Source organism: Variovorax sp. PBL-H6, from assembly GCF_901827155.1.
Taxonomy (GTDB): domain Bacteria; phylum Pseudomonadota; class Gammaproteobacteria; order Burkholderiales; family Burkholderiaceae_C; genus Variovorax.
The window spans coordinates 2311740-2331287 of sequence record NZ_LR594659.1; the positions used below are offsets into that span (position 1 = coordinate 2311740).

The 19548-nt window shown below is 68.8% G+C and carries 20 protein-coding genes; 11 read left to right on the top strand and 9 right to left on the bottom strand.

All coding sequences use genetic code 11. The annotated features are described in order from the left end of the window. Positions 1-57 precede the first annotated feature (57 nt). Together G3W89_RS11030 and G3W89_RS11035 are read right to left on the bottom strand one after the other, a co-directional pair. Positions 58-1287 (bottom strand): amino acid kinase family protein, encoded by a 1230-nt coding sequence (locus tag G3W89_RS11030; protein ID WP_162574122.1) that lies wholly within the window; start codon positions 1285-1287, stop codon positions 58-60. Between the two features lie 225 nt (positions 1288-1512). Next, positions 1513-2523: an aldo/keto reductase gene (locus tag G3W89_RS11035; RefSeq protein ID WP_162574123.1), complete on the bottom strand. Its 1011-nt coding sequence runs from the start codon at positions 2521-2523 to the stop codon at positions 1513-1515. Positions 2524-2633: 110 nt separating this feature from the next. Here G3W89_RS11035 and G3W89_RS11040 point away from each other — a divergent pair, with 110 nt between their 5' ends. After that, positions 2634-3581, top strand: a complete 948-nt coding sequence (locus G3W89_RS11040; RefSeq protein WP_162574124.1) for an AEC family transporter — start codon at positions 2634-2636, stop codon at positions 3579-3581. Between the two features lie 97 nt (positions 3582-3678). On the opposite strand, the gene pdxH is transcribed toward G3W89_RS11040, so the two are convergent. Further along, a complete protein-coding gene (gene pdxH / locus G3W89_RS11045; RefSeq protein WP_162574125.1) occupies positions 3679-4326 on the bottom strand; it encodes a pyridoxamine 5'-phosphate oxidase in 648 nt (215 codons plus the stop codon). Between the two features lie 42 nt (positions 4327-4368). Here pdxH and G3W89_RS11050 point away from each other — a divergent pair, with 42 nt between their 5' ends. Then, positions 4369-4923 (top strand): nucleotidyltransferase family protein, encoded by a 555-nt coding sequence (locus G3W89_RS11050; RefSeq protein WP_162574126.1) that lies wholly within the window; start codon positions 4369-4371, stop codon positions 4921-4923. Between the two features lie 20 nt (positions 4924-4943). Here G3W89_RS11050 and G3W89_RS11055 read toward each other — a convergent pair whose 3' ends face one another. Beyond that, positions 4944-5483, bottom strand: coding sequence for a superoxide dismutase family protein (locus G3W89_RS11055; RefSeq protein WP_162574127.1), 540 nt, complete (start codon positions 5481-5483; stop codon positions 4944-4946). 2 nt (positions 5484-5485) lie between these two features. Next, complete coding sequence (locus G3W89_RS11060) at positions 5486-6163, bottom strand: gamma-glutamylcyclotransferase (RefSeq protein WP_162577428.1); 678 nt, start codon at positions 6161-6163, stop codon at positions 5486-5488. Positions 6164-6283: 120 nt separating this feature from the next. On the opposite strand from G3W89_RS11060, the gene G3W89_RS11065 reads away from it, so the two are divergent. The 4 genes from G3W89_RS11065 to G3W89_RS11080 all read left to right on the top strand — a co-directional run bounded on the left by G3W89_RS11065 (position 6284) and on the right by G3W89_RS11080 (position 10140). Continuing rightward, complete coding sequence (locus G3W89_RS11065; RefSeq protein ID WP_162574128.1) at positions 6284-6817, top strand: OmpA family protein; 534 nt, start codon at positions 6284-6286, stop codon at positions 6815-6817. Between the two features lie 127 nt (positions 6818-6944). Next, positions 6945-8783 carry a phosphogluconate dehydratase gene (gene edd / locus G3W89_RS11070; RefSeq protein WP_162574129.1) on the top strand — a complete coding sequence of 613 codons (1839 nt, stop codon included), beginning with the start codon at positions 6945-6947 and terminating at the stop codon, positions 8781-8783. Beyond that, positions 8774-9418 (top strand): bifunctional 4-hydroxy-2-oxoglutarate aldolase/2-dehydro-3-deoxy-phosphogluconate aldolase, encoded by a 645-nt coding sequence (gene eda, locus G3W89_RS11075; protein WP_162574130.1) that lies wholly within the window; start codon positions 8774-8776, stop codon positions 9416-9418. Before edd ends, eda begins: the two co-directional genes overlap by 10 nt. After that, positions 9415-10140 (top strand): haloacid dehalogenase type II, encoded by a 726-nt coding sequence (locus G3W89_RS11080; protein ID WP_162574131.1) that lies wholly within the window; start codon positions 9415-9417, stop codon positions 10138-10140. Before eda ends, G3W89_RS11080 begins: the two co-directional genes overlap by 4 nt. 18 nt (positions 10141-10158) lie before the next feature. Here G3W89_RS11080 and gloA read toward each other — a convergent pair whose 3' ends face one another. From gloA to G3W89_RS11100, 4 genes are all read right to left on the bottom strand, one after another. Then, positions 10159-10569: a lactoylglutathione lyase gene (gene gloA, locus G3W89_RS11085; protein ID WP_162574132.1), complete on the bottom strand. Its 411-nt coding sequence runs from the start codon at positions 10567-10569 to the stop codon at positions 10159-10161. Positions 10570-10704: 135 nt separating this feature from the next. Continuing rightward, positions 10705-11379: an ABC transporter ATP-binding protein gene (locus G3W89_RS11090; RefSeq protein WP_162574133.1), complete on the bottom strand. Its 675-nt coding sequence runs from the start codon at positions 11377-11379 to the stop codon at positions 10705-10707. After that, entirely contained in the window at positions 11376-13022 is a 1647-nt protein-coding gene (locus tag G3W89_RS11095) for an ABC transporter permease (RefSeq protein ID WP_162574134.1), read from the bottom strand. The genes G3W89_RS11090 and G3W89_RS11095 overlap by 4 nt, the downstream gene beginning before the upstream one ends. A 79-nt stretch (positions 13023-13101) precedes the next feature. Next, positions 13102-14154, bottom strand: a complete 1053-nt coding sequence (locus tag G3W89_RS11100; protein ID WP_162574135.1) for a Fe(3+) ABC transporter substrate-binding protein — start codon at positions 14152-14154, stop codon at positions 13102-13104. Positions 14155-14449: 295 nt separating this feature from the next. Here G3W89_RS11100 and G3W89_RS11105 point away from each other — a divergent pair, with 295 nt between their 5' ends. The 5 genes from G3W89_RS11105 to G3W89_RS11125 all read left to right on the top strand — a co-directional run bounded on the left by G3W89_RS11105 (position 14450) and on the right by G3W89_RS11125 (position 19547). Then, a complete protein-coding gene (locus tag G3W89_RS11105) occupies positions 14450-16000 on the top strand; it encodes a class I adenylate-forming enzyme family protein (protein ID WP_162574136.1) in 1551 nt (516 codons plus the stop codon). A 128-nt stretch (positions 16001-16128) separates the two neighbouring features. After that, on the top strand, positions 16129-17082 hold the full coding sequence (locus tag G3W89_RS11110) for an NAD(P)H-dependent flavin oxidoreductase (protein WP_162574137.1): 954 nt from the start codon (positions 16129-16131) through the stop codon (positions 17080-17082). Between the two features lie 35 nt (positions 17083-17117). Next, entirely contained in the window at positions 17118-17846 is a 729-nt protein-coding gene (locus tag G3W89_RS11115) for an SDR family oxidoreductase (RefSeq protein ID WP_162574138.1), read from the top strand. Positions 17847-17871: 25 nt separating this feature from the next. Then, positions 17872-18492, top strand: coding sequence for a 2-hydroxychromene-2-carboxylate isomerase (locus tag G3W89_RS11120; RefSeq protein ID WP_162574139.1), 621 nt, complete (start codon positions 17872-17874; stop codon positions 18490-18492). A gap of 65 nt (positions 18493-18557) precedes the next feature. Continuing rightward, positions 18558-19547, top strand: coding sequence for a tripartite tricarboxylate transporter substrate binding protein (locus tag G3W89_RS11125; protein ID WP_162574140.1), 990 nt, complete (start codon positions 18558-18560; stop codon positions 19545-19547). The last annotated feature ends 1 nt before the right edge of the window (position 19548 follow it).

Here is a 19548-nt window from a genome sequence, read left to right on the forward strand (position 1 = left end):
CCAGGCATTGCAGGAGCGCCGCGTTGCTTCAGCGCGGCGGCATGCGAGCGCCGCGACTCAAGCATGGCTGGCAACTTGCGCGTGGGCCAGGACGGCCAGCCGCGCGTTCAGCAACTGTGCGGCCGACGGGGGCGCCGGTGTTTGCGCCGGCGCTCGCGTTGGCGTCAAGCCCGGCTCGCAATGGATGTCATGCAGCTCGCGGGCCCGGCCAGCCAGCGCCGACGGCGCGACCAGCTCGCGTTTGACGCCACCGTCGAGCCGCACGCGTGTCAGCAGCAGCGTGTCCTGCCTGACCACAGGCAACCGGCGCTCGATGGCAAGGAAGTGCCAGGCATCGAAGAAGCCGGAGGTGACGACCAGGCGCCGCATGCCTTCCTTCGTGCCGGGCATCAGCACATGCGGTACATCGACGCCGGCTAGTTGCCGCGCGGCGTCCTCGGCGGTGCTGATGTCGGCTTCAAAAGTCTGCGAACGTGCGTCGGGCACGATGGCGGAATGGAACGCGGCGTCGGCCACCAGGACAGTGCCGGGCTCGAAGTTGCCATGGTTGCGCCGGAACACGATTCGCAGCCGGTTCTGAAGTGCATGTTCGAGGGCGCGCTGGTGCGGCGCCTTTGCACCCGAAGTCCACATCTGGATCGCCTGCGCATACGGCACTCGCGGAATCAGCATCGCGTTGGCGACGATGTCCGGGTCGCAGCTGAACAAACCCGGCATGTCGGAATAGACCTCCAGCTCCTCCTCGCCGAGCGCGGCGGCAAGCGCGATCGCCGAGAGGTCGGCACTGTTCCGGCCCAACCAGGTCGTCTGGCCGCCTCGTGTGGCCGAGCCTTGCCCGCCCGGCACCACCACCAACTGATGTTGCACCAGTTCGCGGCGCAGTGCCGCGAGGTTGATGCCCTGCAGCCGCGCGCGGGTGTAATTGGTGTCGGTGCGCAGGCCGATCTGGGGGCCCATCGCCACCGTGGCACTGATGCCATGGGCCTGGAGCGCCGCCGCGAACAGCACCGCGCCCAGGCTGTCGGCCAGCGGCAGACCGGCATCGATCAGCCGGTCGCTTGGGGTCTGGTTCAGCGCGAGCAGTGTGTCGCGGAACTGTTCGGTCAGCCCTGAGGGCGCGCTGACCACGCAGACGATGCGGTGGCGTGGTCCGCCTTGGTCAAGGCGCCGCCGCAGCCACTGGCACACCGGGCCGAAGCGTTCCCGAGTCTCGAAGGAGGAACCGTCGAACTTCATCACGCTCGTCCGGTCGCCGGCAATTGGCCGCGCCGGCAGTCCAGTCGGCATGGGCCGTGCTCTTGGCCCATGGACGTTCGTATCTCCCTTGTGCATTGGCAAGCTCCTGTGTGAATCTGGCCATGGGGACACGGGTGCCCGGCGGCCATCGAAGTGGCCAGTGGCTCGGTTCCGTGGCGTTCCGGGCAGATTAGGCAGGCAGGCATCGCCACCCACAACTACCAACATTGGTAGCTAGGGTGAACCCTGAATATCACTCGCGCGCTGCGCGCTTCTTCAGCGCGGCGCGTCGCCCTTGCGGTACTCGGCGGTCAGCTCGTCGAGCCGCTGCTTGAGTGCGGGGTCGAGCGTGTAAGTGGCTGCCGCGATGGTCGCATCCAGCTGCTCGGGCCGGCTCGCGCCCAGCAGCGGCGCGGTGATCAGCGGGTTGGCCATGACCCACGCCACCGCGAGCGTCGCGAGCGGTACGCCGGCCTCCCCGGCCAGTGCGTGCAGCTGCGAGATGGTCGCGAAGCTGCGCTCGTTCCAGTAGCGGTCCTGGTACATCGAGCCGGCCGTGCCGAGCTTGAACCGCGTGTTGTCTTCCGGCTGGGCACCGGCCTTGTACTTGCCCGTGAGCAGCCCTCCCGCGAGCGGGTTGTAGGGGATCACGCCCAGGCCTTCCTCGCCAGCCAGCGGCAACAGCTCCCGCTCGATCTCGCGGAAGAGCAGGCTGTAACGCGGCTGCACGCACACGATCCGCGTCAACTTGTGCAGCTCCGACACGCCGATGGCGCGCGCGAGCCGGTAGGCCAGGAAATTCGAGACGCCCACATAGCGAGCGCGGCCCGAGCGGACGATGGTGTCGAGTGCTTCCAGGCTTTCGTCGAGCGGCGTCGTGCGGTCGTCGCTGTGCAGTTGGTAGAGGTCGACGTGGTCGGTCTGCAGGCGCGCGAGCGACTCATCGATGGCATCGAGCAGGTGCTTGCGCGAAGCGCCCTGGTCCCAGGGGTTCGGGCCGACCTTGCCGACCGCCTTCGTCGCGATGACGAAGCGCCTGCGCGCGCCCGGGCCCTTCGATTGCAGCCAGCGCCCGATGATCTCCTCGGTGCGGCCGGTGCTCTCGACGGTGCCACCGAGCGGATAGACGTCCGCGGTGTCGAGGAAATTGATGCCGGCCTCCGTGGCCCTGTCGAGGATGCTGAACGAGACCGCCTCGTCGGTCTGCAAGCCGAAGGTCATGGTGCCGAGCGCGAGGCGCGAGACAGTCAGGCCGGTGCGGCCGAGGCGCGTGGTGGGGATGCTCATGATGGGTCCTGGGAGAGGGAGAGGGAGAGGAGCGGGCCATCATAGTCAGGGGTGCAGGAACGTGCAGAGGCGCGGGCGTTGCGCATCGCAGCGCCTGTATGCTCCGCGCGGTGAATTCATCGGTCCTTTCGTCGCTCGTCCCCGTGGTCCTGCTCATCGGCGCTGGTTTCATTGCAGGGCGGCGGGGCTGGGTGACAGGCGGCGCGGTGCGCGACCTCTCCAACCTGATCTTCCTGCTGCTCGCGCCCGCGCTGCTCTTTCGCACCATGAGCACGGTGCACGTCGAACAACTGAGGCTGGGACCGGTGGCGGCCTACTTCCTCGCAGCCGGCCTGATCTTCGCGGCGACGCTCATGGTGCGCGGCTTCAACCGCACCGCGGCCGTGATCGCGCTGGCCAATACCTTCAGCAACACCGTGATGATCGGCATCCCGCTGGTGGGCCTGGCCTTCGGTTCCGAGGGGATGGTGGTGCTGCTGACGCTGATCTCGCTGCATTCGCTGGTGCTCCTGACCAGCGCGACCCTCGTGCTGGAGCTCGCAGTGGCGCGCGAGCAGGCGCGCCAGACCGGCGGCGAGCGGACACCGATCCTGCGCACGCTCGGCCGTGCCTTCTATAGCGCCATCATTCACCCGGTGCCGCTGCCGATCATCGTCGGGCTGCTGTTCGCGCAGACCGGCTTGACGCTGCCCGAGTCGGTCGACAAGCCCATTGCGTGGCTGGGCCAGGCCTTTGGGCCGATCGCGCTGGTGATGGTGGGCATCACGCTGGCGTCCACGCCCATCGGCCACCAATGGCGCGCGGCGCTGTCGCAAGCCTTGATCAAGAACCTCGCGCACCCCGCGCTGGTCGCGCTGCTGGGCTGGCTGCTGGGATTGCGCGGGCTGCCGCTGCAGGTGATGGTGGTGGCCGCTGCGCTGCCGATCGGCGCCAACGTGTTCCTCTTTTCACAGCGCTACAGAACGGCGGAGGACCTGGTGACGGCGAGCGTCGCGGTGTCGACCGCGCTGGCGCTGGTCACGCTGTCGGTGGTGATGGCGCTGGCGGGGTGGCTTTAGCCCGCTGCGTGTGGACTCTTGAATGGGTTCGGCAAGGTCAGGTTGAAGTGCCATCTGACTAGTTATCTGACTAGTTATCTGACTAGGTTGTAGCCCGTCATGGCGCCAGCCGCTCGCGCACCCACTCGCCGTCCTCGCGCCGATAGCGCAGGCGGTCGTGCAGCCGGCTCTTGCGGCCCTGCCAGAACTCCCAGTAGTCGGGGACCAGCCGGTAACCGCCCCAGTGCGGCGGCCGTGGCGGGGAGAGCATGTGCCGCGCGGCCTGCAGGGCTGCGTTCTTCACCAGCACGTCCCGCCCGCTGATCACCTCGCTCTGCGGGCTGGCCCAGGCGCCGATGCGCGAGTCGAGCGGGCGGCTGTCGAAGTAGGCGTCGCTCTCGGTCTCATCGACCTTGCCGACCCGGCCTTCGATGCGCACGACCCGCTCCAGCTCGACCCAATGGAACTGCAGCGCGGCCCATGGATTGCCCGCGAGCTCCTGGCCCTTGCGGCTGTTGTAGTTGGTGTACCAGACGATGCCGCGCGCGTCGTAGCCCTTGATCAGCACGATGCGGGTCGAAGGGCGCAGGTCGCTGCCGACCGTGGCCAGGGTCATCGCGTTGGGCTCGGGCAACTGTGCATCGATGGCCTCGGCGAGCCAGCGCTCGAACTGCAGGAGCGGGTCGGGCGCGCTGCTCGCCTCGTCCAGTTCAGCGCGCTCGTAGCTCTTGCGCAGCGCGGCGAGGGTGTCGTTGGGAAAACTCATGAGGCGGATTGTTGCGCATGCCAGGCCGTGGATACTGCGCTGATGGAATTGCGTCCTCCCATGGTGATCGTCCTTGCCTCCGGCCGCGGAGAGCGCTTTCTCGCCTCCGGCGGCACTGCGCACAAGCTGTCTGCCTTGCTCGGCGGACGGCCCGTGCTGGAGCACACGCTCGCCGCGGTGCGCGAGAGCGGGCTGCCATGGCACCTCGAAGATGCCGGCCATCCGGGCATGGGCGATTCGATCGCGGCGGCGGTTCGCGCGACGGCGGACGCGGCCGGTTGGCTGATCCTGCCGGCAGACCTTCCGCTGGTGCAGCCCGCGACCTTGCGGCGCATCGCCGAAGCCTTGCCGCAATGGCGGGCGGTGCAGCCCGTGCATGCGGGTACGCGCGGTCATCCGGTGGGCTTCGCGGCATCGAACGGCGCGGCCCTCATGGCGTTGGCGGGGCCATCAGGTGCGGTTTCAGTGCTGCGCGGCTTGCGCGCGGCGAATGCCGTGGGAGAAGTCGAGGTCGACGATCCGGGCGTCGTGACGGACATCGATACGTTGGCGGACCTCGCGCGGGCGGAGGCGCTGCTGCTGTCGCGGCGCGCCTGAGCTCGCTTCGCGCGCTCGACTCAGCGCCGCGTGATCAGCGCGCAGGCGATGCGCGGCCCCGAATTGCCGGCTGGCTGCGACGTGAAGTCGTCGCGGTCGCGGTGCACGACCAGCGCACGGCCGACCACGTTGTTGACGGCGCCTTCCGTCAGCGAGATCGAGTGCACGTCGACGCTGAAGCGCGCAGTGCCGCTGGCATCGGCGACGAGGCTGGGCAACTCGCCGGCATGGCTGCCCGGCCCGCCGAACTTGCCGTGCGTGCCGCCTGCAGGATTGAAGTGGCCGCCGGACGCGTTGCCGTTGTCGCCGCAGTCGCCCTTTTCATGGATGTGGAAGCCGTGCTCCGTGCCCGGCGCGAAGCCGCGCACTTCGCCCACCACGCGCACACCGTGATCCAGCGCGGTGAACGTGACGTTGCCCGCTGTCGGGTTGGGCGAAATCGCTCCGGTGGGCGCCAGGCTGGCGACGGCGCTTGCCTTCCCTCCCAGCGTGCCGCAGCCCGCCAGCAGGCTCGCTGCCGTTGCGATGGCAAGGGCGGGGACGATGAGGCGAGGGAACATGACTACTCCTTGGTTGAAGAATCGGATGAAGATGCCGCAGGGTATACCGGAGCCGCCAGCCCGCCGCAATCGGGTGGCGCCGTCTCCTGGTGTGCTGCTGCGGTGGCTTGCGCCAGCTTGACCAGGCGGGCCAGCGCCGCGTCGTGGATCGCGTGGCGTCTCAGCTCCAGCAAGGTTTGCTGCGCGTAGTCCAGCGAGCTGCCGTAGCGGCCGACCGCGTTGGCGAAGATGTGCCGGTAGCGCTCGTCGTCCAGGATTCCGGTGAAGTTGGGGCTGCGCCGCGACAGGGTGAAGGCCAGCGCCCGTACCGAGCCGTGCGCGGTGGTGCAGTCGAGCCATTTGGGGTCGTAGACCCCGGTCGGCATCTCGCGCAGCCACAGCCTGCCCAGCGTCTCCAGGCCGTCGGCCGCTGGCACCCGAAACACCATGCCGCGGCAACTGCCGCCCGAGAGCAGGCCGAACACCAGGCCGGGGTTCTCCACCGTACCGCGATTGACGCGGCTCCACATCTTGAGCGCGCGATGCCAGCCGTGCACCCGCGCGGGGCGGCGCTCGATGAAGCCGAACTCCGGGCGCCAGATCAGCGAGCCATAGCCGAACACCCAGAGATCCTCGTGACCGCCCCATTCCTCGATCACGCGATCGAGCATCGGTTTCGGGTCGCGCAAGGGCTTGGGCATCGGATCGAGCCCGGGCGGACCGGGATGGCCTGCGGGCTGCGAGGCAGTCGCGCCTAGAATTTCGCCGTCATGGTTCACCGCACCATTATTTACCGGCCCCTCAGCTACGGAGATCGACCGATGTCAGCAGTCGCCGACGACGACAGCCAGCAGAATTTCATTCTTGCACTCGTGCTGGGGCTGATCGCCCTGGTGATCATGTTCGTGATCGGCATCGTGCTCTACAGCCACAACCACAAGGCGCGCCCCGCCACGGCCATGGCCGCCGCGCCCGCGACAACCGTGGCCGTCGTGACCGAGACCGTGTCGGTGGTGATCCCCGACGGCGCCAGCATCCGCGTCGTGGGCGACACGGTGAACTTCTATTTCGCCACCTCGAGCGCCGACCTGGCGCCGCACGCGGCCGAGGCGCTCGCCGTGGTGATCAAGGGCGTGGAAAGCGGCCGCAGGGCGGTGGTCTCGGGTTTTCACGACACGACCGGCGACCCGGCCCTCAACGAGCAACTGGCCCGCAAGCGCGCCGAGACGGTGCGCGATGTGCTCGCCGGGCTGGGCGTGTCGGCCGCGAAGATCGACCTGCGGCAGCCGGCCGTGACCGCCGGCTCCGGCAGCGATGCGCAGGCCCGCCGCGTCGAAGTCAAGCTGGTCGACTGAAGGCGACTTCGCGACGCAGATATAAGCCCGGCGCTCCGGGGCCTTTTCAATCGGGCTTGTTACCATCGCCCTCCGGGCCGCTCGTCCGCTGCGGCCCCCGGCAGATCCTGGCAGAGCGACATACCCCATGACTCCACATCCCACCGTCCGCGATGTCACCGAGCGCATCCGTGCGCGCAGCCGTGACCCGAGAAGCGCCTATCTCCAGCGATTGACCGAGATCCGCCAGCGCGACCGCGGCTCCGACCGCCTGGGCTGCGCCAACGTGGCGCACGCGGTGGCCAGCTTTTCGGCGTCCGACAAGCTCAAAGTGGTGGCCGAGCGTGCACCCAACATCGGCATCGTCACCGCCTACAACGACATGCTCTCGGCCCATGCGCCGTACAAGGACTACCCCGACATCCTCAAGCACGAGGCGCGGCGCCTCGGCGCCACCGCGCAGGTGGCGGGTGGCGTGCCTGCGATGTGCGATGGCGTCACGCAGGGCACGCCGGGCATGGAGCTGAGCCTGTTCAGCCGCGACGTGATCGCGATGGGGACGGCCGTGGCGCTGACGCACGACATGTTCGACGCGGCGCTGCTGCTCGGCATCTGCGACAAGATCGTGCCGGGGCTGCTCATCGGCGCACTGCACTTCGGGCACCTGCCCACGGTGTTCGTGCCCGGCGGCCCCATGCCCTCGGGCTTGTCGAACAGCGCCAAGGCCAAGGTGCGCGAGCAGGCAGCGCAGGGCCTGGTCGACCGCAAGGGCCTGCTCGAAGCGGAAATGCAGGCCTACCACACCCAGGGCACCTGCACCTTCTACGGCACCGCGAACAGCAACCAGATGCTCATGGAAGCCATGGGCCTGCACGTGCCGGGTGCCGCGTTCATCCAGCCCGGCGATGCCACGCGAGAGGCGCTCACGCGCGAGGCGGTGCGAACGGTGCTGGGGCGTGCGGCAGAAAACGCCTATGCGGTGCCGCCGATCGGCGAACTGGTGGATGAGCGCTGCATCGTCAACGCCATGGCCGCGCTGCTCGCCACCGGCGGCTCGACCAACCACCTCATCCACTGGGTCGCGGTCGCGCGCGCGGCCGGCATCCTGATCGACTGGAACGATTTCTCCGAGCTGTCGGAAGTCGTGCCGCTGCTCACGCGTGTCTATCCCAACGGCAGCGCCGACGTGAACGAGTTCCAGGCCGCGGGCGGCCCGGGCTTCGTGATCGGCGAGCTGCTCGATGCGGGCCTGATGCATGACGACGTGCTCACGGTGCGCCCCGGCGGCCTGCGCGAGTACGCCAGCATCCCGAGCCTGGCCAGTGCACCCTCCGAGGAGCACGCGCTGAAGTGGCATCCTGCTGCGCCGTCGAAGAACGAGGCTGTGGCGCGCCCGGCCTCGGCGCCTTTCAATCCGACCGGCGGGTTGAAGCTGCTGACCGGCAATCTTGGCCGCAGTGTGATCAAGGTGTCCTCCGTGCCGGACGACCGGCATGTGATCGAGGCGCCGGCGCGCGTCTTCGATTCGCAAGCCGCGCTGCAGCAGGCCTTCAGTGCCGGCGAGCTGGAGCGCGACGTCGTGTGTGTCGTGCGCTGGCAGGGACCGCAGGCCAACGGAATGCCCGAGCTGCACAAGCTCACGCCGCCTTTGTCGGTGCTGCAGGGCAAGGGCTTCCGCGTGGCGCTGGTGACCGACGGGCGCATGAGCGGCGCCTCCGGCAAGGTGCCGGCGGCGATCCACGTCTCGCCGGAAGCTGCCGCGGGCGGCCCGCTCGCCAAGGTGCGCGATGGCGACCTGGTCCGCCTCGATGCCGTGGCCGGCACGCTCACCGTGCTGGTGCCGGCCGACGAATGGGCCGAGAGAGAAACTGCAACCATGCCGGACTCCTTGCGCACCGAGAACGGCCATGGCCTCGGCCGCGATCTGTTCGCCGGGATGCGCCGCAATGCCTTGACCGCCGAAGAAGGAGCCTGCACATGGCTGTAGAAACGAAGACGCTCACCGCCATCGAGGTGATGCGCGATGCGCCCGTCATTCCGGTGATCGTGCTGCACGACGTCAAGGATGCGGTGCCGCTGGCGCGTGCGCTGGTGGCCGGCGGCATCCGCATGCTCGAGGTGACATTGCGCACGCGCGAGGCCCTCGAATGCATCGAGATCATCGCCAAGGAGGTGCCCGAGGCGGTGCCAGGGGCCGGCACCATCCGCAGCGCGGCCGATGCCCAGGCTTCGGCGTTGGCCGGCGCGAGGTTCGGCGTGAGCCCCGGCTACACGCGCGCCGTCGGCAAGGCCTGCCACGACCTCGGGCTGCCGCTGCTGCCCGGCGTGGCGACCGGCAGCGAGATCATGCTGGCCGAAGAGGATGGCTTCACCGAGGTCAAGTTCTTCCCGGCCGTGCAGGCGGGAGGAATCGCCATGCTCAAGGCCTGGCAAGGTCCCTTCTCCGAGGTGAAGTTCTGTCCCACGGGCGGTGTCACCGCGGCCAATGCGAACGAGTTCCTGTCGCTCGCCAACGTGGCGTGCGTGGGTGGGTCGTGGATCGTGCCCACCGATGCCATTGCCGCCGGCGACTGGGATCGCATCGAGGCGCTGGCACGCGAGGCCAGTCAACTCGCACGATGAACGGCGACTTCGATAAGGGCGATCTCAAGGTCATCGCCTTCGACGTCTTCGGGACCGTCGTCGACTGGTGCAGCGGCATTGCCGCCGAGGCCGAGCGCCTGCTGCCCGGCATCGAGGGCGGCGCCTTTGCGCTGGCCTGGCGCGCCGGCTACCAGCCGGCAATGAAGAGCGTGATGGAGCGCGTGGCGGCAAGCGAGGGCGGCTTCACGCTGCTCGACGAGCTGCACATGGGCATCCTTGAAGGCGTGCTGCGCGACTTCGGCATCGAGCAGGTCGACGCGGCCCGCAAGCGCGAGCTCAACAAGGCCTGGCACCGGTTGCCGGCCTGGCCCGATGCAGTGGAGGGGCTCGCGCGGCTCAAGCGAAAGTACATCATCTGCACGCTCTCCAACGGCAACATCGGCCTCTTGACCGAAATGGCCAAGAACGCCGGCCTGCCCTGGGACTGCGTGCTGTCGGCCGAGGTCTTCAAGGCCTACAAGCCGGACCCGCGCACCTACCTCGGCGTTGCAGCGGTCTTCGATGTGACGCCCAGCCAGGTCATGCTGGCGGCCGCGCATCACGACGACCTGGCTGCAGCGCGGGGCTGCGGGCTGCGCACCGGCTACATCGAGCGGCCGATGGAGTTCGGGCCCGATCGGCCCAAGGACGTTTCGCCGCGCGCGGACAACACGCTGCATGCGCGCGACATCGGGGCGCTGGCGGATCTGCTGGGCTGTTGACAGAAGAGGGGGAGCGCCTCAGCGCAGCCCTGCGCCGCCAGCCTCGTCGGTGCGCTGGATGAGCTCGATCTTGTAGCCATCCGGGTCCGTCACGAACGCGATCACCGTGCTGCCGCCCTTCACCGGCCCGGGCTCGCGCGTGACGTTGCCGCCCGCGGCCCTGATCTTGTCGCAGGCCGCATAGGCATCGGGCACGCCCAGCGCGATGTGGCCATAGGCCGTGCCCATCTCGTACTTGTCGGTGCCCCAGTTGTAGGTCAGCTCGATCTCGGCCTGTGCCGGATTGCCCTCATACCCGACGAAGGCCAGGCTGTACTTGTATTCGGGGTTCTCGGAGGTGCGCAGCAGCTGCATGCCGAGCACGCGGGTGTAGAAGTCGATCGAGCGCTGCAGGTCGCCGACGCGCAGCATGGTGTGTAGGAGTCGCATGTTGTGGATGTGGAGAGTTGTCGTGGCTCCGGATTGTCGTGGTTGTCGTGTCAGTTGCGGCCGGCGAGTGCCAGCAGGTGGATCGCGGAGCCGAATTCCATCCAGAAAAGCGCATCGCCAGATGGGGGCGTTGTGTTATGCCGTCCAACGCGTGAGTCGGCCGTTGTGCATCAGGCCGACGTGATCGGCCATGGCCTGCGCCTCGGCTTCGTTGTGCGTGACCAGGACAGCGGTCTGCCCGGCGGCCTTGAGGATCTCGCGCACTTCGACGGTGAGGCGTTCTCGCGTCGTCGCATCGAGGTTGGAGAAAGGTTCGTCGAGCAGCAGCAGCGCGGGCGAGGGCGCGAGCGCGCGGGCGAGCGCAATGCGCTGCTGCTGCCCGCCGGAGAGCTCGTGCGGATAGCGCCCGCCGGACTCGGCCAGGCCCACCAGCGCAAGCATCTCGGCCACGCGTGCACGCTGCTCCGCCTGCGGCCGACGCCGCAGGCCGAAGCCCACGTTCTGCGCCGCCGTCAGGTGCGGGAACAGCGCGTACTCCTGGAACATCATGCCGACCCGGCGCTCCTCGGGCGGGAGATGGACGTTGGCGGAAGACAGCAGCCGTTCGCCCAGGCGAATGCTGCCCGCGCGCACGGGCTCGAAGCCCGCGACGGCGCGCAGCACGGTGGTCTTGCCGCAGCCCGAAGGGCCGAGCAGGCAGCCGATACGGCCGGCATCGAGCGAGAGCGAGAAGCCGTCGACCACGGTGTGCAGGCCTTGCGCGCCTTCGTAGGCGAGCCGCACGTCGTCGAGCTGCAGCGCTGCGCTCATGCCGATAACCCATCGCCGCGCTCGCGCAGCCCGTTGCGCGCCAGCAGCGCCACCGGCAGCAGCCCCGCGGCCACGATCGCGAGGGCGGCGATCGCGCCTTCCTCGTAGGTGCCCCGCGCGGCTTCGGCGTAGAGCCAGGTCGCCAGCGTGTCGAAGTTCGCGGGCCGCAGCAGCAGGGTGGCAGGCAGCTCCTTCATCGCATCGACGAAGACCAGCAGCGCACCGGCCGCGATCGCCGGCCGCAAGAGCGGCAAGTGCACGCGGCGCAGCGTGCCGGCCGGGCTTTCGCCGAGCAGCCGCGAGGCCTGCTCGAGCGCGGGCGGGATGCGCGCGAGCCCGGCCTCGATGCCGCCCACGGGCATCGCCAGGAAGCGGATCGCGCACGCCACCACCAGCACGATGCCGGCGCTCATCAGCGGCAGGCCGTCGCGGCCCAGCAGCGTGCCGAGCAAGGCGTCGAGGCCCAGCGCCGGCGTCAGCAGGCCGATGGCCAGCACCGTGCCGGGCAGCGCATAGCCCAGCGTGGCAGCGCGCGCCTGCCAGCGTGCGCGGTTGACCGTCGAGCCCTGGCTGCGCACCGCCCAGGCCACGATCAGTCCCGCGGCCACGGTGGTCACCGTCACGCCCGCCGCCAGGGCCAGCGTGTTGCCAAGGCTGTTGAGCAGGCCCTCGGAGATGCCGCCGCCCAGGCGCAGCCGCTTGGCCGTTTCCCAGAGCAGGTAGACCGCCGGCGCGACGAAGCCGATCGCCACCGGCAGCGCCGCAGCGATGCAGGCGAGCCAGGCCGCGGCGCCTCGCAAGCGGCGCGGCTCGATGGCGCGCATGCGTTGGGCGGAGCCGAAGCGCTGATGACGCCGCCCATGGCGCTCGAGCAGCACCAGCCCCACCACCACGAGGAGCATGGCGCAGGCGATCTGCGCAGCGCCCGCCAGGTCGGAGCGCGTGATCCAGGTGGTGTAGACCGCCACCGTCAGCGTCTGAATCCCGAGGAACTCGGAGGCGCCGATGTCGTTGAGCGTTTCCAGCAGCGCCAGGCTCACGCCGACGGCGAGCGCCGGCCGCGCCAACGGCAGCGCGACTCGGAAGAAGGCGCCGGCCGCGCTCTCGCCGAGCGTGCGGGCCGCCTCCATCAGGTGGGCGGGCTGGGTCATGAACATGGCGCGCGCCGTCATGTAGACATAGGGATAGAGCACGAAGCCGAGCACCCCGATCGCGCCCGGCATCGAGCGCAGGTCCGGTAGCCGGAACTGCCGCGGGCTGTCGAAGCCCAGGGCCCAGCGGATGGCACCCTGCACCGGACCGATGGGATGCAGCAGGTCGAGGTAGGCGAAAGCGACGATGTACGTCGGCATGGCCAGCGGCAGCAGCAGCGCCCAATGCAGCACCCGGCGGCCCGGAAAATCGCAGACGGTGACCAGCCAGGCGCAGCCGGTGCCGATCACCAGCACCAGCGCGCCCACGCCGGCGAGCAGCAGCGCAGTGTTGAGCGCGGCCTGCGGCAGCACGTGCCGCGCGAGGTGGGTCCAGTGCGAGAAGTCGGCGCCGAAGGCCAGCCATGCCAGGCTGAGCACCGGCGCGAGCACGCCCAAGGCGATGAGGACCGATGCAGCGCGCCAGAGCGGCCCGACCGCCCTCATGCTCATGCCCCCGCGCTCGGCACCGCGTGTCCTCGCTGAGCTCCGAGAGGGCTGCCGCGCCCAGGGGAAACCCGTCGACCCGTCGTCACTGGTCGAAGCCGACCTTGTCCACCAGCGCGCTGGCTTGCTTGCGGTACTTGGCAATCTCGGTAATGGGCAGCGGATCGACCTTCAACTCGCCAATGCTGGACGCGGTGATCGAATCGAGCGCCACGCCCTTGCGTACCGGGTACTCGAAGTTGGTCTCGGCATAGAAGGCCTGCGCCGGCTCGGACACCAGAAACTCGAGCAGCTTGACGGCATTGGCGCGCTGCGGCGAGTTCTTCGCGACGGCGGCGCCGCTGACGTTGACGTGCGTGCCGCCGCTCTTCGAATTGGCGAAGGTCGGGCGGATCACCTTGATGGCCTCGCCCCACTTGCGCGCGTCGCTGCCTTCCTTGGCGCTCTTCATCTGGCCTACGTAGTAGGAGTTGGCCAGGCCGACGTCGCAGATGCCGCCCAGGATGTCGCGTGCCACGTCGCGGTCGCCGCCGGTGGCCTTGCGCGCCAGGTTCGCCTTGACGCCGCGCAGCCACTGCTCGGCCTTGGCCTCGCCGTCGTGCGCGATCAGCGAGGCGATCAGCGCCGTGTTGTAGGGATGCTGGCCCGCGCGAATGCAGACCTTGCCCTTGTACTGGGGGTCGGCAAGGTCCTCGTAGCGGAAGGAGGTGATGGGCAGGCGCTTGTCGGCATAAAGCACGCGCGCGCGCATCGACAGGGAAAACCACTGGCCATCGGCGCCGCGCAGGTTGGCAGGAATCGCCGACTCGAGTGCCGCCGACTTCACCGGCTGCGTGACGCCGCCCTCGACCAGGTCGATCAGGTTGCCGATGTCCACCGTCATCAGCACGTCGGCCGGAGAGCGGGCGCCCTCGGCCTTCACGCGTTCGAGCAGCCCGTCCTTGATGAACACCGTGTTGACCTTGACGCCGCTCTGCGTGCTGAAGGCCGTGAGCAGCGGCTGGATCAGGCCGGGCTCGCGTGTGGTGTAGAGCGTGACTTCGTCGGCGGCAAAGGCCGGGGCGGCGAGCCAGCCAGCGCAGGCGAGCGCGAGGCCGGTCAGGGTGCGGGCGCTGCGGGCGCGCGAAACAGGGCTCATGGGGTCCTCCGGGGAATTTTGGGGGTGTGGCGACGATCCGCGCTCTTGGGCGCTGATACGAATCATTATCACTGTTGTCTGGCACGTGCCGGGGGATTGTCCTCAAGGGGCGCGTGGCGTCTCGCCGCCCTGGGCTGTGCATCGCCGCAGGCCCCGCTGGCGCGCACCGTGCCCACCTTTGTTCCGCTATGCAGTACCGAGCTTTTCAAGTCTGCTCATTTCCGGTTCAAAAAACTGCTTGGCGGAATAAGATTCCACGGAACCGCCTTTCTGGCGAGAACGACAGGACGGAGACATGACGAGTTTTGCACCCGGCGTCACCCCGGCGCCCACGCGCATTCATCACCTGCTGGAGGGCTGGGCGCATACCCAGCCCGATGCGCTGGCGCTGAAAGACGGCGACCTGGCGCTCAGCTACTTCGACCTGAAGGAAGCCTCCGAATCGGCGGCCCGCCAGCTGTCCGAGCTGCAGGTGCGTGCCGGCGACCGCGTGCTGGTGGTGGGCGAGAACTGCGCGGCCATCGGCGTGCTGGTGCTGGCCCTCAGCCGGCTGGACGCCTGGTCGATCGTCGTCAACGCGCGGCTCTCGGCGCGCGAGATCGACACCTTCATCGAGCACGCCGGCGCCCGCCGCGTGATCTACACCTGCCATGTGTCGGCCGATGCGCAGAAGCACGCCGAGCGGCACGGCGCCGTGGCGCGGGCCTGGGGCGCGGTCGGTACCCTCTGGGTCGGCCCGCTGGCGGCCGATGTGCAGCCCGAGCCCTGCGCGCAGGCGCCACAGGAGCAGGTCGCCGCGCTGATCTACACCTCCGGCACCTCGGGCGCGCCCAAGGGCGTGATGCTCACGCATGCCAACCTGATGTTCGCGGCGGCCAGTGCGCGCACCATCCGCGGCCTCGGCCCGGGCGACCTGATCTACGGCGTGCTCCCGATGGCGCATGTGGTGGGCCTGTCGACCCAGTTCCTCGGCTGCATCGCCAGCGGAGCGGCACTGCTGCTGGAGGCGCGCTTCTCGCCGGCCGCGCTGGCACAAGCGCTGGCGCAGCAGGGTGTGACCGCCTTCACCGGCGTGCCGGCGATGTTCGCCAAGCTGCTGGACCGGGCTTGCGACAACGGCGGGGCGCTGCAAGCGCCGGCCTTGCGCTTCGCGTGCGTGGTCGGCTCGCCGCTCACACCCAGCCTGAAGGCCGGCGTCGAGGCCGCGCTGGGGCTGCCGCTGCACAACGGCTACGGCCTGACCGAGACTGCGCCCACCGTCGCGCAGACCCGCATCGAGGCCCCGCGGCAGGACTGCACCGTCGGCTTCGCACTGCCGGGCGTGCAGACGCGCGTGGTGAACGTGGCCTCGGGCGCCGAGCAGGCCAGCGGCGAAATCGGCGAGCTGCGGGTGCGCGGCCCCAACCTCATGAAGGGCTACTACCGCAACGAAGCGCTGACGCGCGAGGTGATCGACGGCGAGGGCTGGTTCAACACCGGCGACATGGCGCGCCGCGACGCCGACGGCGCGCTGCACATCGTCGGCCGCAGCAAGGAGCTGATCATCCGCTCGGGCTTCAACGTCTATCCGGTGGAGGTCGAGCAGGTCCTCAACGGCCATCCGGCGGTGCTGCAGTCGGCGGTGGTGGGGCGCACGGTGGATCACAACGAGGAGGTGGTCGCCTTCGTCGAACTGGTGTCGGACGCACAGCCGGGCGAGGAGGCCATGCGCCAGTACCTGCGCGAGCGGCTGTCGCCCTACAAGGTGCCGAGCGAGATCCGCTTCCTCGCCCAGCTACCGGCCGCACCGACCGGCAAGATCCTGAAGAGCGAACTGAAAACCCTGGCCCTGCAGCGCCTGAAATGACGCTCACCCCCAGGTTGGCTCACTTCGTGTAGCCGCCCACCCCTACCGGGGGCAACACCAGCGGCCCCGGCAAAGCCGGTTCCGCGGTGTTCCCCGAAGTCCATTACCGAAGCCACCAAGGATCCAGCATGGCACTCCCCGCGCTCCTGAAAGACAAGCTCGCGCTGCCGTTGATCGGCTCGCCGCTGTTCATCATCTCCAACCCCGACCTCGTGCTGGCCCAGTGCCTGGCGGGCGTGGTGGGCTCCTTCCCCGCGCTCAATGCACGGCCGAAGGAGGTGTTGGACGAATGGCTCGCGCACATCACGGCGACACTGGACGCAGCCCGCGCCGCCGAGCCCGCGCGCCGCATTGCGCCCTTCGCGGTCAACCAGATCATTCATGCTTCCAACGATCGGCTCGACCACGACATGGACCTGTGCGTGAAGCACCGCGTGCCGATCGTCATCACCAGCCTGTCGGCGCCCACTGATTACGTGGCGCCGGTGCATGCCTACGGCGGCCTCGTCTTCCATGACGTGACCAATATCAAGCATGCGCAGAAGGCGCTCGCGGCAGGTGTCGACGGCCTCATCCTGGTGTGCGCGGGGGCCGGCGGCCATGCCGGCACGATGAGCCCCTTCGCGCTCGTGGCCGAGGTGCGACGCTTCTTCGACGGCCCGATCGCGCTGTCGGGCTCGATCACCTCCGGCGCGCACGTGGCGGCGGCGCTGGCGATGGGCGCCGACCTGGCCTATGTCGGCACCCGCTTCATCGCCACGCCGGAGGCCAATGCCCAGGCCGCCTACAAGCAGATGATCGTCGACAGCGCCGCGGCCGAGGTGACCTACACGCCGCTCTTCACCGGCGTGCACGGGAACTACCTGACGCGCAGCATCGCTGCCGCCGGCCTGGACCCTGACCAATTGCCGACGGCCGACAAGACATCGATGAACTTCGGCACCAAGCGCGTCAAGCCCTGGAAGGACGTCTGGGGCGCAGGGCAAGGCGTGGGCAACATCGACGAAGTGCTGCCCACGGCAGAGCTGGTCCGGCGCATGACCCGCGAGTACCGCGGCGCCCTGGCGCAGATGACCGCCTGAGCGCACGATTCCGTAACCATCCAAGGAGACCGAACATGAGCGACAAGAAAGCCATCCTCGTCATCGGCGCCGGCGACGCCACCGGCGGCGCCATTGCGCGCCGCTTCGCGCGCGAGGGCTACATCGCCTGCGTCACGCGTCGGCAGGCCGACAAGCTGCAGCCGCTGGTCGACCAGATCAAGGCCGAGGGCGGCCAGGCGCACGGCTTCGGCAGCGATGCGCGCAAGGAAGAAGAAATGGTCGCACTGGTCGAGCAGATCGAGCGCGAGATCGCCCCGATCGAGGTGGCGGTGTTCAACATCGGCGCCAACGTGCGCTTCGGCATCACCGAGACCACCGCCCGCGTTTATCACAAGGTGTGGGAAATGGCCTGCTTCGGCGGCTTCCTGATGGGGCGCGAGGTCGCCAAGGCGATGCTGCCGCGTGGACGCGGCACCATCATCTTCACCGGCGCCACCGCCAGCCTGCGGGGGCGCGACGGCTACGCCGCCTTCGCGGGCGCCAAGCATGCGCTGCGCGCGCTGGCGCAGAGCATGGCGCGCGAGCTGTGGCCCAAGGGCATCCACGTGGCGCATCCGGTGATCGACGGCGCCATCGACACCGAGTTCATCCGCACCACATTCCCCGAGCGCTACGCGCTGAAGGAGCAGGACGGCATCCTGCAGCCCGACAGCATCGCCGACGCCTACTGGCAGATCCACCAGCAGCCGCGCAACGCCTGGACGCACGAGACCGAGCTGCGCCCCTGGCTGGAAAGCTGGTGAGACGGAAGAGGAAAGGAGCAGCGCCATGACCATCCCCGTGCAATTCCTGTTCGACTTCGGCAGTCCCAATGCCTACCTGTGCCACCGCGTGATCCCGTCGATCGAGGGGCGTACGGGCGTGAAGTTCGAGTACGTTCCCGTGCTGCTGGGCGGCATCTTCAAGCTCAGCGGCAACCGCTCGCCGGCGGAGGCCTTCGCCGGCATTCCGAACAAGCGCGCCTACGACCAGCTCGAGATGAAGCGCTTCATCGCGAAGCACCGAATCGATCGCTACCGGCACAACCCCCATTGGCCAGTGAACACCTTGCAGATCATGCGCGGCGCGGTGGCCGCACAGAAGCAGGGCTGCTTCGAGCCTTATGTAGAGGCCGTCTACGTGGCCATGTGGGAGGAGGGCCGCAACATGGAAGACGCCGAGGTCATCGTGCGCACGCTGAACGAGGCGGGGCTCGACGGCCCGCGCGTGTACGCCGGTACGCAGGACCCGGAAGTGAAGGGCACGCTCATGGCCAACACCCAGTCGGCGTTCGAGCGCGGCGCCTTCGGCTCGCCGACCTTCTTCGTCGGCGACGAGATCTTCTTCGGCAAGGACCGTCTGCGCGAAGTCGAGGAAGAGATCGCGCGCCAGGGCGCCGTCGCCCAGTAAAAATCCGTGACACCTCGGGCTGAGCCGCAGTGGACGGCATCGCGCCCATTCAACAGGAGACAGAGATGACGACGACATGGCGATTCCTGGGAGCCGCGGCCATCGCGGCGATGTACACGCTGGCAGGCCCGGCCTCGACTGCATGGGCGCAGGATGCATCGGGCTACCCGGCCCGTCCCATCAAGATCATGCTCGGCTTCCCGCCGGGCGGCTCGACCGATTCGCCCATGCGCGTGCTGGCGGAGGACGTCTCGAAGATCCTCAGGCAGCCGGTCGTGATCGAGAACAAGCCGGGTGCGGCCGGACTGATGCCGGCCCAGCTGCTGCAAGGCGCGCAGCCCGACGGCTACACCGTGGGCGTGATCCCCGCCAACCTGTTCCGACTGCCCTACACCGGCACCATCAACTGGAACCCGGCCACGGACCTGCGCTACGTGATCGGCCTCACCTCCTTCGTCTACGGCATCGTGGTGCCGGCGTCGTCGCCGATCAAGACCATGGACGACTACGTCGCCTACGCGAAGACGCATCCCGGCGAGCTGACCTACGCCACGCCCGGCGCCTACCTCGCGCAGCACCTGGCCATGGAGCAGGTGGCGCGCATCAAGAACATCAAGCTGAGCCATGTGCCCTACAAGGGCACGTCGGAGTCGCTGAACGCGGTGGTGGGCGAGCACGTGATGTCCGCGGCCGAGACCTCGGGCTGGGGCCCCTATGTAGAGAGCGGCAAGCTGCGCCTGCTGGTCACCTTCGGCGAGAAGCGCATGAGCCGCTTCCCCGATGTGCCCACCTTGAAAGAAGCGGGCATCGACATCCCACCGCCATCCGCCGCCTGGGGACTCGCCGTACCGAAGAACACGCCCGCCGCCGTGGTGGGCAAGCTGCACGATGCCTTCAAGCAGGCGATGGAGCAGCCGGGCTTCCGCACCGCGCTGGCCCAGTACTACATGGAGCCGGTCTACATGAGTTCGGCGCGCTACCAGCAGTTCGCGGCCGAGTCGACGCAGCGCGAGAAGCAGCTGCTCGACGCGATCGGCTTCGTGCGCGAGAAATAGG

Excerpts from the sequence above, each read along its gene's own strand:
- G3W89_RS11030 (WP_162574122.1), bottom strand. The coding sequence starts at position 1,287 with ATGCCGACTGGACTGCCGGCGCGGCCAATTGCCGGCGACCGGACGAGC.
- G3W89_RS11035 (WP_162574123.1), bottom strand. The coding sequence starts at position 2,523 with ATGAGCATCCCCACCACGCGCCTCGGCCGCACCGGCCTGACTGTCTCG.
- pdxH (WP_162574125.1), bottom strand. The coding sequence starts at position 4,326 with ATGAGTTTTCCCAACGACACCCTCGCCGCGCTGCGCAAGAGCTACGAG.
- G3W89_RS11050 (WP_162574126.1), top strand. The coding sequence starts at position 4,369 with ATGGAATTGCGTCCTCCCATGGTGATCGTCCTTGCCTCCGGCCGCGGA.
- G3W89_RS11055 (WP_162574127.1), bottom strand. The coding sequence starts at position 5,483 with ATGTTCCCTCGCCTCATCGTCCCCGCCCTTGCCATCGCAACGGCAGCG.
- G3W89_RS11060 (WP_162577428.1), bottom strand. The coding sequence starts at position 6,163 with ATGCCCAAGCCCTTGCGCGACCCGAAACCGATGCTCGATCGCGTGATC.
- G3W89_RS11065 (WP_162574128.1), top strand. The coding sequence starts at position 6,284 with ATGTCAGCAGTCGCCGACGACGACAGCCAGCAGAATTTCATTCTTGCA.
- edd (WP_162574129.1), top strand. The coding sequence starts at position 6,945 with ATGACTCCACATCCCACCGTCCGCGATGTCACCGAGCGCATCCGTGCG.
- eda (WP_162574130.1), top strand. The coding sequence starts at position 8,774 with ATGGCTGTAGAAACGAAGACGCTCACCGCCATCGAGGTGATGCGCGAT.
- G3W89_RS11080 (WP_162574131.1), top strand. The coding sequence starts at position 9,415 with ATGAACGGCGACTTCGATAAGGGCGATCTCAAGGTCATCGCCTTCGAC.
- gloA (WP_162574132.1), bottom strand. The coding sequence starts at position 10,569 with ATGCGACTCCTACACACCATGCTGCGCGTCGGCGACCTGCAGCGCTCG.
- G3W89_RS11090 (WP_162574133.1), bottom strand. The coding sequence starts at position 11,379 with ATGAGCGCAGCGCTGCAGCTCGACGACGTGCGGCTCGCCTACGAAGGC.
- G3W89_RS11095 (WP_162574134.1), bottom strand. The coding sequence starts at position 13,022 with ATGAGCATGAGGGCGGTCGGGCCGCTCTGGCGCGCTGCATCGGTCCTC.
- G3W89_RS11100 (WP_162574135.1), bottom strand. The coding sequence starts at position 14,154 with ATGAGCCCTGTTTCGCGCGCCCGCAGCGCCCGCACCCTGACCGGCCTC.
- G3W89_RS11105 (WP_162574136.1), top strand. The coding sequence starts at position 14,450 with ATGACGAGTTTTGCACCCGGCGTCACCCCGGCGCCCACGCGCATTCAT.
- G3W89_RS11110 (WP_162574137.1), top strand. The coding sequence starts at position 16,129 with ATGGCACTCCCCGCGCTCCTGAAAGACAAGCTCGCGCTGCCGTTGATC.
- G3W89_RS11115 (WP_162574138.1), top strand. The coding sequence starts at position 17,118 with ATGAGCGACAAGAAAGCCATCCTCGTCATCGGCGCCGGCGACGCCACC.
- G3W89_RS11120 (WP_162574139.1), top strand. The coding sequence starts at position 17,872 with ATGACCATCCCCGTGCAATTCCTGTTCGACTTCGGCAGTCCCAATGCC.
- G3W89_RS11125 (WP_162574140.1), top strand. The coding sequence starts at position 18,558 with ATGACGACGACATGGCGATTCCTGGGAGCCGCGGCCATCGCGGCGATG.